Annotated in this window: 15 protein-coding genes; 9 read left to right on the plus strand and 6 right to left on the minus strand. The window is 74.7% G+C overall.

What is annotated here, in order from left to right; genetic code table 11:
* Nucleotides 1–71: 71 nt before the first annotated feature.
* Both ACI8AX_RS22815 and nrfD read left to right on the plus strand, forming a co-directional pair.
* On the plus strand, nucleotides 72–1,139 hold the full coding sequence (locus tag ACI8AX_RS22815; RefSeq protein ID WP_456552162.1) for a 4Fe-4S dicluster domain-containing protein: 1,068 nt from the start codon (nucleotides 72–74) through the stop codon (nucleotides 1,137–1,139).
* Between the two features lie 163 nt (nucleotides 1,140–1,302).
* Entirely contained in the window at nucleotides 1,303–2,223 is a 921-nt protein-coding gene (gene nrfD, locus ACI8AX_RS22820) for an NrfD/PsrC family molybdoenzyme membrane anchor subunit (RefSeq protein WP_456552176.1), read from the plus strand.
* A gap of 52 nt (nucleotides 2,224–2,275) precedes the next feature.
* On the opposite strand, the gene ACI8AX_RS22825 is transcribed toward nrfD, so the two are convergent.
* The 3 genes from ACI8AX_RS22825 to ACI8AX_RS22835 form a co-directional block, all read right to left on the minus strand.
* Nucleotides 2,276–2,605 (minus strand): hypothetical protein, encoded by a 330-nt coding sequence (locus tag ACI8AX_RS22825; protein ID WP_456552163.1) that lies wholly within the window; start codon nucleotides 2,603–2,605, stop codon nucleotides 2,276–2,278.
* Between the two features lie 246 nt (nucleotides 2,606–2,851).
* Nucleotides 2,852–3,832, minus strand: a complete 981-nt coding sequence (locus ACI8AX_RS22830; RefSeq protein WP_456552164.1) for a GDP-mannose 4,6-dehydratase — start codon at nucleotides 3,830–3,832, stop codon at nucleotides 2,852–2,854.
* Between the two features lies 1 nt (nucleotide 3,833).
* Nucleotides 3,834–4,814 (minus strand): GDP-mannose 4,6-dehydratase, encoded by a 981-nt coding sequence (locus ACI8AX_RS22835; protein ID WP_456552165.1) that lies wholly within the window; start codon nucleotides 4,812–4,814, stop codon nucleotides 3,834–3,836.
* A gap of 190 nt (nucleotides 4,815–5,004) precedes the next feature.
* On the opposite strand from ACI8AX_RS22835, the gene ACI8AX_RS22840 reads away from it, so the two are divergent.
* The 5 genes from ACI8AX_RS22840 (at nucleotide 5,005) to ACI8AX_RS22860 (ending at nucleotide 8,623) form a co-directional block, all read left to right on the plus strand.
* Nucleotides 5,005–7,179, plus strand: coding sequence for an acyltransferase family protein (locus tag ACI8AX_RS22840; protein WP_456552166.1), 2,175 nt, complete (start codon nucleotides 5,005–5,007; stop codon nucleotides 7,177–7,179).
* Nucleotides 7,180–7,245: 66 nt separating this feature from the next.
* A complete protein-coding gene (locus ACI8AX_RS22845) occupies nucleotides 7,246–7,443 on the plus strand; it encodes a hypothetical protein (RefSeq protein WP_456552167.1) in 198 nt (65 codons plus the stop codon).
* 45 nt (nucleotides 7,444–7,488) lie between these two features.
* Complete coding sequence (locus ACI8AX_RS22850; RefSeq protein ID WP_456552168.1) at nucleotides 7,489–7,686, plus strand: hypothetical protein; 198 nt, start codon at nucleotides 7,489–7,491, stop codon at nucleotides 7,684–7,686.
* 144 nt (nucleotides 7,687–7,830) lie between these two features.
* The gene (locus tag ACI8AX_RS22855) at nucleotides 7,831–8,004 is read left to right on the plus strand and encodes a hypothetical protein (protein WP_456552169.1); all 174 of its coding nucleotides are present in this window, start codon (nucleotides 7,831–7,833) and stop codon (nucleotides 8,002–8,004) included.
* A 76-nt stretch (nucleotides 8,005–8,080) separates the two neighbouring features.
* Nucleotides 8,081–8,623: a hypothetical protein gene (locus ACI8AX_RS22860; protein WP_456552170.1), complete on the plus strand. Its 543-nt coding sequence runs from the start codon at nucleotides 8,081–8,083 to the stop codon at nucleotides 8,621–8,623.
* Nucleotides 8,624–8,635: 12 nt separating this feature from the next.
* Here the strand turns inward: ACI8AX_RS22860 and ACI8AX_RS22865 are convergent, their stop codons facing one another.
* Together ACI8AX_RS22865 and ACI8AX_RS22870 are read right to left on the minus strand one after the other, a co-directional pair.
* Nucleotides 8,636–9,859, minus strand: a complete 1,224-nt coding sequence (locus tag ACI8AX_RS22865; RefSeq protein ID WP_456552171.1) for a glycoside hydrolase family 3 N-terminal domain-containing protein — start codon at nucleotides 9,857–9,859, stop codon at nucleotides 8,636–8,638.
* Between the two features lie 81 nt (nucleotides 9,860–9,940).
* Nucleotides 9,941–10,765, minus strand: coding sequence for a hypothetical protein (locus ACI8AX_RS22870; protein ID WP_456552172.1), 825 nt, complete (start codon nucleotides 10,763–10,765; stop codon nucleotides 9,941–9,943).
* Between the two features lie 335 nt (nucleotides 10,766–11,100).
* Here ACI8AX_RS22870 and ACI8AX_RS22875 point away from each other — a divergent pair, with 335 nt between their 5' ends.
* Nucleotides 11,101–11,526, plus strand: coding sequence for a hypothetical protein (locus ACI8AX_RS22875; protein WP_456552173.1), 426 nt, complete (start codon nucleotides 11,101–11,103; stop codon nucleotides 11,524–11,526).
* Nucleotides 11,527–11,568: 42 nt separating this feature from the next.
* A complete protein-coding gene (locus tag ACI8AX_RS22880) occupies nucleotides 11,569–12,315 on the plus strand; it encodes a hypothetical protein (protein WP_456552174.1) in 747 nt (248 codons plus the stop codon).
* Nucleotides 12,316–12,325: 10 nt separating this feature from the next.
* Here the strand turns inward: ACI8AX_RS22880 and ACI8AX_RS22885 are convergent.
* Nucleotides 12,326–15,018, minus strand: a 2,693-nt coding sequence (locus ACI8AX_RS22885) for an ATP-binding protein (RefSeq protein ID WP_456552175.1), incomplete at its 5' end; no start/stop codon positions are given.

Consider the following 15,018-nt stretch of genomic DNA (forward strand, 5'->3'; position numbering starts at 1 on the left):
CTCTGCCCGCCCGGGCGGGCAGAGCACGAGCACCGCGGGACCACATCCCCGACCCCCGGAGGCGAGCGGGCATGACCTCGATCAGCTCGGCGAGCCCGGCCTTCACCGGCAAGGACCCGCAGCACCGCCTGTTCGGGCCGCTGCCCGACGTCTCGGCCGAGGCCGGCTACGAGGAGGGCCACCCCAAGCGGGTCGGGTTCTTCACCGACACCTCGGTGTGCATCGGCTGCAAGGCCTGCGAGGTCGCCTGCAAGGAGTGGAACACGCTCCCGATGGACGACGCGCACGGCACCCGCGACGTCATCGGCCTGTCGGGGATGTCCTACGACAACACCGGGCAGCTGGGCGCCAACAGCTGGCGGCACGTGGCGTTCATCGAGCAGGTGCGCACCGTCGACCTGCCGATGCCCACCTTCGGCCGGCCCGGCGACGACCGGCAGGACAGCGGCCCCTCGCCCGCCGTGGCCGGGGACGACGTCAGCCTCGCGAACGCCCAGCAGAGCGTGCTGAACGCCGAGGCGCTCAGCGAGTTCGACCCGCAGACCGGGCAGAGCGGCACCGACAAGCAGGTGCGCTGGCTGATGAGCTCCGACGTCTGCAAGCACTGCACGCACGCCGGCTGCCTCGACGTGTGCCCGACCGGGGCGCTGTTCCGCACCGAGTTCGGCACGGTCGTGGTGCAGGGCGACATCTGCAACGGCTGCGGCTACTGCGTGCCCTCGTGCCCCTACGGCGTGATCAACCGCCGCGAGGACGACGGCCGGGTCTTCAAGTGCACGATGTGCTACGACCGGCTGACCGACGGGCTGATGCCGGCCTGCGCCACCGCCTGCCCCACCCAGTCGATCCAGTTCGGCGACCTCGACGAGCTGCAGGCCCGCGCCGACGCCCGGCTGGCCACGCTGAAGAGCCAGGGCGTGGAGACCGCGCGGCTGTACGGCCGGGACGAGGACGACGGCGTCGGCGGCAACGGGGCCTTCTTCCTGCTGCTCGACGAGCCGGAGGTCTACGGGCTGCCGCCGGACCCGGTCGTCACCACCCGCGACCTGCCGGCCATGTGGAAGGCGGCGGGCAAGGCGGCGCTGATGATCGTCGGCGCGGCGGTCACCGCCGTGCTGAGCTCGAGGCGGCCCCGGTGACGAGGACTTTCGCGCGCGAAGTGCTCACGGAGGTGGTCCGGTGACGCAGGGGATCGCGACACCGGGTGGGGGCTGGCGGCGGGCCGACGGCCCGCCGGCGGAGACGCGGGGGAGGAAGCGCCGTCGCACGGGGGGACGGCGCGGCGGCCGTGGCGAGCAGTCGATGGTGGACGACGTCGAGTTCACCTCCTACTACGGCCGCCCCATCATCAAGCCGCCGGTGTGGAAGAGCCCCGAGGTGCCGCTCTACCTCTTCTTCGGCGGCGCGGCGGGCTCGGCGGCGGTGCTCGGGGCGCTGGGCGAGTTCACCCGCCGGCCGGTGATGACCCGCTCGGCGCACCTGTTCGCCGGGGGCGGGGCGCTGGCGTCGGTCGTCCTGCTGATCGTCGACCTCGGCCGGCCGGCGCGGTTCCTGCACATGCTGCGGGTGTTCAAGCCGACGTCGCCGCTGTCGGTGGGCACCTACATCCTCTCGCCGTTCAGCGGGCTGGCCGTGGCGACGGCGGGGCTGCACGTGCTCGGCCGGTGGCCGGTGCTGCGCCGGCTCGGGGCGGTCGGGTCGGCGGTGTTCGCCGGGCCGCTGGCCACCTACACCGGCGTCCTGCTGGCCAACACCGCCGTCCCCTCCTGGCACGCGGCCGGCACGCAGCTGCCCTACGTCTTCGGGGCGTCGGGCATGGCGGCCGGCGGTGGCATCACGATGGCGCTGTCGCCGGTGGCCGAGGCGACGCCGGCGCGCCGGCTCGCGGTCGCCGGCGCGGCGATCGAACTCGCGGTCATGCACAAGGTCGAGTCCGACCACGGCATCGTCAGCGAGCCCTACCACGAGGGCAAGGCCGGCCGGCTGCTGCGCGCGGCGAAGGCCTCCACGGCCGCCGGTGCCGTGGTGACGCTGGCGGCCGGCCGCCGGCGGGTCGGTGCCGTGCTCGGCGGCGCGCTGCTGGCGGCGGGCTCGGCGCTGACCCGGTTCGGCGTCTACGAGGCCGGCATGGCCAGTGCCCGGGACCCGAAGTACACCGTCGTCCCCCAGCGCGAGCGGATCGCCGCCCGCGAGCACCAGCACTCCTCCACCATCACCCGCTGACCCCGCGGAAAGGCGGTCCCGCACGGCGCGGGACCGCCGTTCCGGGACGCGGTCAGCGGTTGTCCTGGGCCAGGTAGAAGAAGGCCCAGTGCTTTCCGCTGTTCCCGCGGAGGTTGCTCACCGCCTTGAGGCAGATGGTGCCGTCGCCGTTCCTGTCGAGGCTGGCGAACGCCAGTTCCAGATCGTCCTCCGTGAAGGCCCCGGCCCCCAGGCCCGCGACGATCCGGGGCTCCCGCAGTGACTCGTCGAAGGTCACCGGCCCGGGGTCGGAGAACCCGGGGGCGCATCCCGACGGGGCCGCCTGAGCCACTCCCGCCGGGACGGCGAGCGCGGCGGCGACGAACGCGGCGGTGGCGAGGGATCTGCGGATGCGGGTCGTCATGGTCTCCTCCGGCTCCTGTCCGGTCGTGGACGGAATGCAGGGGACCGTAGGACCGACTCCCCGCAGTCGTTTTTGGGAATGGCGCCGGAATGGCACTCGCGCAGCGCGTCATCACACTGCGCCATTCACAGCGCGACCGAAGAGAATGGTCGAAGGGCTCTGTTCCGCGAATGGCACCCGTGCTGGACCACCGGCGCGGAGGGCCCGGCGGGCCGCGCGTCACGCCGGTCCGCCGCCTCGCGGGGGTCAGGCCCCGAGTTCCGCCAGATCGGTGTCGACCATGGCGTGCACCATCTCCTCGAAGCCCACCGTGGGCGCCCAGCCCAGCCGGGTGCGCAGGCGGGTGGAGTCGCCGACCAGCGCGGCGGTGTCGGCCGGCCGCAGCAGCGACTGGTCGGAGCTCACCCGGGCCTCCCAGTCGTCGATGCCCACCCGCGCGAACGCGATGGCGACGAGGTCGGTGAGCTGGCGCGCCTCGCCGGTGGCGACCACGTAGTCGTCGGGCTCCTCGGCGTCGGCGGCCAGCGCCATCGCCCGGGTGAAGTCGGGCGCCCAGCCCCAGTCCCGGCAGACGTCGAGGTTGCCCAGCGTCAGCTTGTCCGCGCGGCCGGTCGCGATCGCGGCCACGCCCGCGGTGACCCGGCGGACGACGAAGCGGTGCGGCCGCCGCGGGGACTCGTGGTTGAACAGGATCAGCGAGCTGCAGTGCACACCCTGCGTCCGGTACATGCCCATGAGCTGGTGGCCGACCGCCTTGGCCGCGCCGTAGGGGTTGACCGGGCTGACCGGCGAGGTCTCGTCGATGGGGTGGCCGGTGACCGACCCGGCGAAGCTCTCCCCGCTCGAGGCCTGGATGAACCGGATCTCCCGCTCCCCGCGGCGGTGCCGGCCCCGCAGGTACTCGAGCACGCCGACCACCGGCCGGGCGTTCGTGTCGAAGGTGATCAGCGGCTCGGTCCACGACGCCGCGACGCTCGACAGGCCGCCGAGGTTGAACAGGCGGTCCGGCGCCACGTCGTCGATCACGCGGATCAGCGCGGGGAGGTTGCGGATGTCCGCCCGGTGCAGGACCAGCCGGTCGCCGAGGGCGGCCAGGTGCGGCAGCTCCCGCACGCGGGCCGGCTCCCCGCGCACGACGCCGTGCACCTCGTGCCCGGCCGCCACGAGTTGCTCGGCCAGGTAGCCGCCGTCCTGACCGGTGACCCCGGTGATCAGCGCGGTCTGCACGTCACGCAGCCAGCGCGCGCTGCTCCGCCAGGTCGGCGTCGACCATCATCCGGACCATCTCCTCGAACCCGACCTTCGGCTCCCAGCCCAGGGTGGCACGGGCCTTCGAGGAGTCGCCGATCAGCAGGTCGACCTCCGCGGGCCGGAGCAGCTCGGGGTTGAGGACGACGTAGGGCTCCCAGTCGTCGATGCCCACGTGCGCGAACGCCACGTCGAGCAGCTCGCGGATGGAGTGGGTCTCGCCGGTGCTGATCACGTAGTCGTCGGCCTGCTCCTGCTGCAGCATCAGCCACATCGCCTCGACGTAGTCGCCGGCGAAGCCCCAGTCGCGGCGGGCGTCGAGGTTGCCCAGCTCCACGGTCTTCTGCACCTCGAGCGCGATCCGCGCGACCGCGCGGCTGACCTTGCGGGTCACGAACTCCGGCCCGCGGCGCGGCGACTCGTGGTTGAACAGGATCCCCGACGACGCGTGCATCCCGTAGGACTCGCGGTAGTTGATCGTCATGTAGTGGCCGTAGACCTTGGAGACGCCGTAGGGCGAGCGCGGCCACAGCAGCGTCGACTCCCGCTGCGGGACCTCCTGCACCTTGCCGAACATCTCCGAGCTCGACGCCTGGTAGAAGCGGACCCGGCCGGGGGAGTCGCCGCAGTACAGCCGCGTGGCCTCGAGCATGTTGAGCACGCCCATGCCGGTGACGTCGGAGGTCAGCCGCGCGTTCTCCCACGAGTAGGCGACGTAGGAGATGGCGCCCAGGTTGTAGATCTCGTCGGGCCGGGCGGTGTGCACCGCGCGCATCAGGCTCGACAGGTCTGTGAGGTCGCCGTACAGCAGCTTCAGGCCGGAGATCGCCGCGGCGACCTCGACCTTGGGGTTGTTCTGCCCGCGGACGAGGCCGTACACCTCGTAGCCCTTCCCCAGCAGGAGCTCGCTGAGGTAGAGGCCGTCCTGGCCGGTGACACCGGTGATCAGGGCAGTGGGCATGGAGCACCTTCCGTCGACGGCGCAGGGTCGGCCGTGGCGCCCATGAGAGTAATCGGGGGCCGCTGGGTAGCCCGGACGCCGGGCGGCCGTTCCCACCCCTCTGGGCGAGGTCCCAGGGGTCTCACCGTGCGTATCGTTCAAGGTCACGGCCGCAACCGGCGACGACAGGTACATGGGGGTTCCTCCGCCGATGGCGATCGACACCGAGCTGAGCCGGCCCGCGGCCGCTCCGCCGGAGGACCCGCGCCTGGCCGGGCTGCCCCGCGACGGGGGCCGGCACCAGCGCGGGGACATCGAGGGCCTGCGGGCGCTCGCCGTGCTCCTGGTCATCGCCGACCACCTCTTCGGCGTGCCGCACGGCGGCTTCGTCGGCGTCGACGTCTTCTTCGTCATCTCCGGCTTCCTGATCACCGGGCTGCTGCTGCGCGAGCACCGCGAGCGCGGCCGGATCTCGTTCACCGACTTCTACCGGCGGCGGATCCGGCGGATCCTGCCCGCGTCGCTGCTGGTGCTGGCCGTCACGGTCGGCGCGGCGCACGTCGTCTTCTTCGGGACCCGCGCCCGGGCCACGGTCGAGGACGCGCTGTGGTCGCTGCTGTTCGCCGGCAACTGGCACTTCGCGCTCGACGGCACCGACTACCAGCAGGCCGCGGGCCCGGTCTCGCCGCTGCAGCACTACTGGTCGCTGTCGGTGGAGGAGCAGTTCTACGTCGCCTGGCCGGCGGTGATGGCGGTGGCCCTCGCCCTCGCGGGCTGGCGCCGCCGGCACCGGGTCAAGGGCCTCAAGGGCATCACCGCGATCACGGCCGTGCTGGTGGCCGGCGGGTACGCGTGGGCGCTGCACGAGACCGCGGCCGACCCCACCTGGGCCTACTTCTCCACGTTCTCCCGGGTGTGGGAGCTGGGTCTGGGGGCGCTGCTCGCCGTCGCCGTGCCCGCGGCCTCCCGCATCCCGGCGCGGCTGCGCCCGCTGCTGGGCTGGGCGGGGCTGGCCGCGATCGCCGTCAGCGTCGTCGTCATCGACGCGGGGACGCCGTTCCCCGCGCCGGGCGCACTGCTGCCGGTGCTCGGCACCGTCGCGGTGATCGCCGCGGGCACGGGCGGCGACTCCCGGCTGGGGGTGCTGACCAACCCGGTCTCGCGCCACCTCGGGGCGCTGTCGTACTCGCTGTACCTGTGGCACTTCCCGGCGATCGTCGTCCTCGCGGCGCTGATGCCGGTCGACGCGACCTACTACGCGCTGGTCCTGGGCGTCACCGCGGTCGGCTCGGTCGCGAGCTACCACCTGGTCGAGCAGCCGGTCCGGAGGTCGTCGTGGCTGCTGCCCGGCCGGCCGCGGGAGCCCCGGTCCTGGCGGGCGGGGGCGCGGCTCATGGCCGGGGTCGCGGCCGGGCTGGCCGCCGTCCTCGTCGCCGCCCAGGCGACCGGCATCGGCTGGCCGTGGAGCCAGGACGCCGGCGCGCAGACCCCGCCGCCGTCCGCGGCCGCGGCCGCGGACACCGAGCCCGGTGTGGACCCGCAGGAGGCGCTGTCGGCGGAGATCTCCGCGGCGCTGACCGCGACGGAGTGGCCCGAGCTCAGCCCCGGCCTCGACGCGCTGGGCACCGCCGCGCAGGCGCCGGAGTGGATCCGCGACGACTGCCTCAACGTGCTCTACACCGTCGACCGCTGCCGCTACGGCGACGCGCAGGCCGAGCGGACGGCGGTGCTGCTCGGCGACTCGGTGGCGATCAGCTGGCTGCCCGGCATCCGGGCCGCGCTCGGGAACGGCTGGCGGGTGCAGAGCCTGACGCTGGGGCAGTGCCCGCAGGTCGCCGTCCGGACCCGGGCGGCCACCGGGATCGAGGACTTCGCCGAGTACTGCAGCGAGCACCAGGCGTGGGCCCTGGGCCAGGTGCGGCAGATGCAGCCGGACCTGGTGGTCGTCGCCTCGGCGGCCAACTCCGTGGACCGGCTCGCCTCGGAGGTCGAGGGCGAGGCGGCCCGCGCCGAGTGGCGCGAGGGCCTGACGACCACGCTGGCCGGGCTCGACACGACGGCGACCCGGGTCGTCGTGCTGGGCTCGCCGCCGGAGGGCGCGGACCTCGCCGAGTGCGCGACCCGGTTCAACACCCCGCAGGACTGCGTCAGCTCCGGTCGCGAGGGGCACGAGGAGCTCGCCGCGGTCGAGCGCGCGACGATCGACGGGTACGAGCCGGTGACGGCGGAGTTCGCCTACGTGGACACCGAGGGCTGGTTCTGCGACGCGGCGGGCCGCTGCCCCTCCTTCGTCGGCAGCACCCCGGTGTACGCCGACGGCGTCCACCTCACCGCCGCCTACTCGGAGCGGCTCGCGCCGGTGCTGCGGGCGGCGCTGCTGGGCTGACGGCGCATCCGACCGGTCGCCGGCCCGCGAAGACCTGCGAACCGGTCGTCGACGGGAGGAGCCGCGGTGGGTGTCCTCGTGTTCGCGGTGCCGGCGCTGCTCGTCGTCGTCCTGGGCTACGCCGTCGGGTTCACCGTCGCCGGCTGGTTCGGGGCGTCGGCGTCGGTGGGCGAGGGGATCGGCTGGGCGACCGGGCTGGTGCTGCTGGTCGCCGTCGTGGTCGCGGCGCTGCGCTGGTGGCGCCGGCGGACACGCCGCATGTGACGGACCTGTCCCGCCATCCACGCTCCGTGATGGGAAGATGACGGTGTGGTGCGAGAGCGGAAGTCGATCGGGCACACGGGGACGACGTGCCCGCTGTGCGGGCACCGGGGCCTGGTGCTGACGGAGTCGCGGTTCGTGCGGCGGGGCCTGGCCCGGCTGCGCCCCGGCTTCGACGCCGACGCGCGGCTGTACGAGCTGTGCCGCGAGTGCGGCGCCAAGCACGCCGTCGAGCTGGTCGCCTGAGAGCACTTCGCGCGCGAAAGCCCCTCCCGGGACCGGAACGATCACGGTGCGACGCTCGTGTCCGGCTGCGCCGCCGGGGTCGCCGCGCCTACCGTGGACACCGTCGCCTCCAGCAGGGGGCGCGCCCGCTCCGGAGGAGCCCGGATGAGCGGCTGGACGTTCGTCGTGGTGGTGCTGGCGGTGTGGCTCGCGGTCGCGATCCCGCTGGCGTTCACCCTGGGGGCGTCGCTGCGGGCCGCGGAGCGCCAGGACCGGCGGGAGCGGGACGACCTCCCCGACCGGTACGACGACGAGGGCGACTGGCCGGCGACGGGCTGACCGTGCGCTCCACGGGTGCGGCGGCCGCGGGTGGCACCATCGCCCGGTCACGAGCGGCACGGCGGAGCGGGGACCGGTGGACGACGAGCGCAGCAGCGAGCCGGGCCGGCCGGCGCCGTACCCCGGCGACCAGCAGTACGCGGCCCAGCCCTACGGCGACCAGCATTGCGCGGCCCAGCCCTACGGCGCCCAGCCGTACGGGGTCCAGCCCTACGGTGCCCAGCCGGGCCAGCAGCCGTACGCCCCGCAGCCTTACGCCCCGCAGCCTTACGCCCCGCAGCCGTACGGCGCGCAGCCGTACGGCGCGCAGCCGTACGGCGCGCCGCCCGGCCACCCCGGCTACGCGGCCCCGGGCTCCGCGCCGGGCACCGGGATGGGTGTCGCCGGGTTCGTCACCGGCCTGCTCGGTCTCCTGCTCTGCTGGGTGCCCGGCCTCGGCGTCGTCTGCGCCGCGCTCGGCGTCACGTTCAGCTCGATCGGCCTGAACCAGCTCAAGCGGGTGGGCGGCACGAGCGGGCTGGCGATCGCGGGCCTCGTGCTCGGCATCCTCGGCGTCGTCCTGTTCCTGCTGTTCCTAGTCGTCTGGATCGACGCCGCGAACGACCCGTACTCCTCCTGAGCGGCCGGCTCCTCAGCCGAGCAGCCCGCGCCCGGCCTTGGCGAGCAGCGCGGTGCGCACGGCGGCGTCGACCTGCTCGGCGAACGCCGGGTCGGCCTCCGCTCGGGCCACGACGGCGTCGATCATCGCCGGCAGCACCGTGGGCGTGACCGTTAGCACGAGCGTGCCGCCGGCGGTGAGGAAGCGGACGGCGCGGTCACCGGGTGGGAGGTCCTGCACCGCCTGGGCGGCGCCGAGGTCGTCGGAGATGACGACACCGTCGAAGCCGAGCTGGCCGCGCAGCAGGTCGGTGACGACGACGGGGGAGAAGGCGGCCGGCGCGGTCGGGTCGATGAGCGCGTAGGTGGCCGAGCTCGTCATGACGAACGGGTCGGCGGGGGAGGCGGCGAGCGTGCCGAAGGCGGCCACCTGCTCGTCGTCGCGGGTGGTGACGGTGTCGGTGACGCCGGCGCTGTCGTCGGTGTTGCCCTCGACCCGGCCGAGCCCGGGGAAGTGCTTGATCGTCGCGGTGACGCCGGAGGCGGCCAGCCCGTCGACGACCGCGCCGGCGGCCGGGACGACGGCGGCCGCGGTCGCCCCGTACTGCCGGCCGTAGTAGCCGATCGGCTGGTTGCTCCGCTCGGTGCCGGCCGGGACGACGTCCACCACGGGCGCCAGGTCGAGGTTGATGCCGGCCGAGGCGAGCGAGGCGCCCAGGCCGGCGGCGAGGGCGGCGAGCTGGTCGGGCGGGAGCGCGCCTTGGTCGACGGCGCGGGGGAGTGGGCCGAAGCCGGGGCCGGAGAGGGTCTGCACGTTGCCGCCCTCCTGGTCCACGGCGACCCAGGGACGGATGCCGGGGGTCAGGCCGGTCCACGAGCCGGTCGCGGCGGCCAGGTCGGCGGCGGCGACGGTGCTGCGGCCGCGCAGGAACACCCCGCCGACGCCGGTGTCGCGGAGGAGCTCGACGGCGGCCGCGGAGGGGTCGGTGGCGGGGACGCCGACCACGAAGAGCTGGGCGATCTGGCGGCGGCGGTCGAGGCCGGCGAGCGCGGCGTCGACCTGCGCCTCCCGCGCCGCCGCGGCCGCGGCCTCCGGGTCGGGCGGGGGTGTGGTGGGGGCGCTCGACCCGCTGGAGGCCGAGGGGGTCGGGTTCGCGGTCGACCGCGGTTCGGCCCCGCCGCAGCCGGTGAGCACCAGCAGCAGGAGGACGGCGAGCGTGGCGGCCAGGCCGTGGGTCGTCCCTCCGCGGCTGAGCACGGTGACCACTGTGCCGCAGGCGGCCGGGGGCGCCGCGCCCGCCGCGCCGACCCCCGGCCCGGACCCGCCGGCCGGCCGACGTCAGCGGCAGACGGGGACCGCGAAGTCGGTGTTGTGGATGTACGGGCCGCCGGGGACGTCGCCGTTCATGAACGAGTTGGCGGGGGTCCACAGGCCGTTCCACGGCTCGGACTCGATGAGGTACCAGAACCCGTCCGGCGTCACGCTGGGCACGCTCGGTGCGTAGTAGCGGCAGCGGACCTCGATCTCGGTGTCCGGCGGGATCGCAGCGCCTCGGTCCTGCAGGGTGCGGGGGTCGCCGAAGGTGTTGGCGCCGATGCTGCCCGACAGTTCGACGTAGAGCGTGCCGTCACCGGTGCTCGGCAGCGGTACGTCGACCAGCGCCTGCGTGGACGCCGGGTCGTCGAGGTCGCCGGCCGCGGGGTCGTCCCGGAGGACGGCGATCGTGGCGAGGACCGAGACGAGGGCGACGACGGCGAGCACGGCCGCCCCGAGGGTCCAGCGCGGCCAGCGGCGCCCCCTCCGTGGCGCTTCCTCCGGGGCGGGGACCTCGGCCGGCTCGTCGGCAGGCGGAGGGGGCGCGAACGGCGCCAGTGCACGGGGGCCGCACGACTCGACGAGGCTCTGGACCCCGGCCGCCCCGGGATACCCGGGAACCGACTTGCGCGCCCAGGCGTCCAGGTCGCGGACCGCTCCGGTGACCTTGGTCCGCGGGTAGTTCCCCGCCGCCCAGTTGTCCAGGGTGCGGACGCTCACCAGACCGCCGCACCGCTGGACGAGCTGGTCCTTCCCGCCCGCCATGGCGACCAGCCAGTCGATCTGCGCGACGAAGGGGTCGACCACCGCAGGGGTGGGGAAGGCCCCGTCGTCAGCCGTCTCCGCCATCCTGCTCCCCCGTGTCCGGCCTGACTGCCGGCAACCTAGTGCACGTGAGAAGCCACAGGTCGACGTCCGGTTGCGCCAATCTGCGCCGCCTGCGCCAATCTGCGGTCGCCGAACGCGGCCAGGTGCTTGCCCCTACCCGGATCGACCCCGTTCAGTTACCCCGCCGCTCACCACCGTCCGCCGCCGAGCCGTACCTGGGCTCCGGTCGCGGGGCCACGGGCCGATCGGCTCCACCGGTTTCCAGCTCCGCCGGCCTCCGCGCCGCCGGAGCTGCCCGGTGTCCCCGAGGTCGATCGAGGAGGTGCCGGGCGTTGAGCGTTGCCGCGCTGCCGCGAGTGGACACGAGCCCCGTCGAGGTCAGGATCGTCGGGCCCGACCCCCGGCAGCGCCGGCGCCTCGCCGAGGTCCTGGCGGGCATCGGCGTCGTCGCCATCGAGGTCGATGGGCCGGTCTGCTGTCCGGACCAGCCGACCGTCCTGCTCCTGGCCGGGCGCGCGCTGGCGGGGGACGGACCACGGGACGCCGACCGGGCGCGCAGGCCCGCTCTCACCGCCCGGCAGCGCGACGTGCTCCTCGCCTACGCCTCGAGCAACGCGCTGCTGCCCGTCGTGGCCCGGCGCCTCGCGATGCGCGACGAGACGGTCAAGACGCACCTGCGGCGGATCCGGGCGAAGTACCGCCAGGTCGGCCGTCCCGCTCCGACCCGCCGCGACCTGTACGTCCGTGCCATCGAGGACGGACTGCTGCCCGCCCCGTCCTGAGACCGCGACCCGGCGGTCCCCATCAGCAGGGAGGAACCAGGCATGGTCGAGTGGCGCGAGAGCTACCCGCTGCCCGCCGAGGGGGTGCCGGACCGGGGCGTGGACAACTCCTACCGCCTCGACGGGACCGAGGACCGGTCGGGACACCAGGACCACCCGGGGGCCCGCGCAGCCCCGGAGACGGCGCGTGCCGTCGGCGACGTCGCCCTCCGTGCCGCAAAGTCCGACGGCGCCGGCAGCGGTTGGGTCGAGACCACCCCGCGCCGCCCGATCCCGGAGCTGGGTGCCCTCGCCGTCGGCGCCGTCTCCCGCGAGGCCGGCGACTACGAGGCGGACTCATGGCCCGCGGACCGGATCAAGGACCTCGACGTGGACGAGCTGCGTCGCACGGGCGGAGGCCCGGGCCGGTTCAGCGAGCGCCGGATGGCCTGGGTCCCCCTCGAGATGGTCGGCCCGACGGACGAGGTCGCCGGTGAGCCCTTCAAGTCCGGCGAGCCGACCCGCCCCTACGCCGAGGGTCTCGCGGCCTTGTACGCCGAGCGCGGGGCCCACCCGACCGTCGACTCGGTGGACCCGAGGATGGTCGGTGACCGCGGCGTGCGCCTGTGCGAGGCGGAGGGCACGGGACTGCTGGACGTGACCTTCGGACGGCACCGGGTGCAGGCCGCCCGCGAACTGGGGCTCCCGGCGGTCCTCGCCGAGGTGGAGGTCTTCCGGACCGAGGACGACGCCACGGGCGGAGACGGCGGACGGGCCCGCCGGCCGGGGGACGGGTGGACCGCCGTGTGACCGCGGCACGTCAGTCGACGGGACGGACGGCGTCCCGGATCGCGCGGGCCAGCAACGGCCGGTGGTCCGCGCCCGGGACGTGTGGGAAGCCGTGGCCCCGGGACGACAGGTGCACCGCAGTGCAGTAGGCGAGGGCCACGTCACCGGCGCTGTGCCGCGCCAGGGAGGCGGCGAGCTCCGGGAGGGCACTGAGGCCGGCCTCGGCCGTGCGCCGCCACCGGGCGCCGACGTCCGCGCCCAGCAGGTCCGCGGTCTGACCGGCGGTCCTCCGGGTCGTGGCCTGGCACCCGCTCGTGCACACGGCGCTGCTGCACAGCTGGTAGGGGAGCAGCCGTGCCACCTCGGCGCGATGGGCGGACATCGCCTCGCGGACCGCGCGGTCGTCGACCCGGCGGCCGCTGTCGAGCGAGGGGTCGGGACGCACCTGGACCAGCTCCGGCTCGTCGAGCGCCGGCCACCGGACCACGGCCTCGCCGACCGCCAGGCTCGCTGCGGCCCTGCGCAGCGTCTCGTCGGCGTCGAGGTCGTCGAGCATGGTGTTCCGGTCGGCCGAGCTCTCCATGCGGTGCAGGATCCGGGTGCCGGTGTTCGCCACGGCGACCTCGGCGAGGGCCGAGGGGCTCTGGGTGCTGAGCACGAAGCCCTCGCCGAGCGAGCGCAGTTCCGCGATGGCCTCGCAGAACGCGCGCACGGAGTCGGCGCGGGCCTGGTCACCGCTGGCCGCGTCGCCGCTGTGCTGGCCGGCCCGCCCGAGCAGCCGGTGTGCCTCCTCGAGCACGGTGACGTGCCGGAGCCGCCCGCCCGAGCTGCCCCGGGCCTTCGCCGACGCCCGCACCCGCTCCAGGACGAAGGCCGAGAGCACCGCGCGCTCGTCGGCGTCGGCGATGTCGTTGAGCTCCACGACGACGGGGCCGCTGAGCAGCTCGTCGAAGTCCACGCTGGAGACCGTGTCGAGCATCTTGCCGCGGCCACCCTGGAGGAGGCTCTGGAGCCGGACCTGGAAGGCCAGTCCGATGTTGCGCGCCTCGCCCTGGTAGCCGATGCCGTCGAAGACCTCGGTGAACGTGCGCAGCAGGTCGCGCAGGGTCGGCGGCGTCAGGCCGTCCTCGAGCACGCTGTCGTCGTCCCACCCGGCCGCCGTGTAGGTGCGGGTCAGCGCCTGGGCGAGGATCTGGGGGATCGGCGGCGGCAACGGCAGCGCGAGCTTCAGCGCGGCCATGACCGCGCCCATGTGCACCTCGCAGCGGACGCCGGGAGGTGGCGCCAGGGGGTTGAGGCGCAGCGGGGCGATGCTCTCGTTGCCCAGGGTCAGCACCCGGAGGCCGCGCATGTCCGGGTGGTCGAGCAGCGACCGGTACTCGGTCAGCACGGACTCGATCACCAGGAACGGGATGCGGTGGTCGCGCCACAGCTGCAGGAGCAGGTGCAGCACCGTGCTGGTCTTTCCGGACCCCGGCGCGCCGACCACCAGTGCGTGCCGGTTGATCGCCCGGAGCGGCAGTGTCACGGTGCCGCCGGGACTGCCCAGGTGCACGGCGGAGCCGAGGTTCACGCCGTCGTCCCCGGCCGCTCCGTGGGGCACGGTCGCCCGGTGGGTGGAGGCACGCCGGCTGCGCACGAGCCCGGGGACACCGCTCCGGTCCGGGACGGGCAGGACCAGCAGCCCGCCGGCCTCCTCCTCGGAGAAGAAGTGGGGCATCCGCTCGAGGGGGACCGGCGCCTGCTGGGGCGGCAGACTCCAGACCTCGTGCCGGCCCCGCGGGAAGACCAGGCCCATGGTGGTCGTCTGCCAGGCCTCGAAGTGGTCGACGTCGGTCACCAGCGCGAAGCGGGCGGGGAGATCCCCGGCCGCCGCGTCGGTGCTCTCGGTGAGGACCGCCCCGACCTGCGAGGCGATGCGCCGGACGTCGTCGGCGGTCGAGGCGACGCCGATCCGGGCCAGGAAGCCCTGGCTACCGGTGAACCGCTGCCACACGGCGAGGACGTCACGGGCGGCACCATCGGCGGGGGTGGAGGTGGCGTTGCCGAAGAAGTCGTAGCCCTGCTGGGGCTCGGCCAGGTGCCGGGTCAGCGTGACGACGTGGTCGACGGCCTGTCGTTCGAGGTCGGTGAGCACGGTCGGGACGAGCGCGATGCTCAGGAAGCCGGGCGAGGAGGCGCGGCTGAGGACGGCGGGGAGGGTCGGCCACGCGGAGCCGTCGCCGGCGAGCGGGTGGACGAGGTAGTAGTAGTCGGCGAGGCCCGGGGGGACGAAGGGGCCGGGGGCACGGACCTCCTCGACCCGCTGCACCTCGGCCCACGCGGTGATGTCGGTGGGCAGGGCGTCGGTGAGTGGCCCGAACTCGTATCCGGGCGGGAACTGGTCCGCGACGGCCTGCAGCATGTGCGTGGCCCACTGCCGCGCACTGTCCATCGACCGCCCGGCGGCTCGGGCAACGACGAGGACTCGCAGCCGCCCCGGCGGGGCTCCCCAGACGTACCGGAGCTCGAGGCTCCCCGCGTTCGTCCAGGGCTGCAGGCTGCGGACGATCCGCCCGGCCAGCTGCCGGTGCGCGCGAGCGCTGGTGGGGACGTCCTCGCCGTCGGGCAGCCCGGGCGCGGCGGGCAGCTCGGCGACCCCCGCGCCCCCGGAGTGCTTAGGAGCCTCCCCGAATCTGCCGTCGCCCACCAAAAACGGCGGGCTCTCCGGCCACACGAGGCCGG

This window comes from Blastococcus sp. SYSU D00813, from assembly GCF_054050735.1.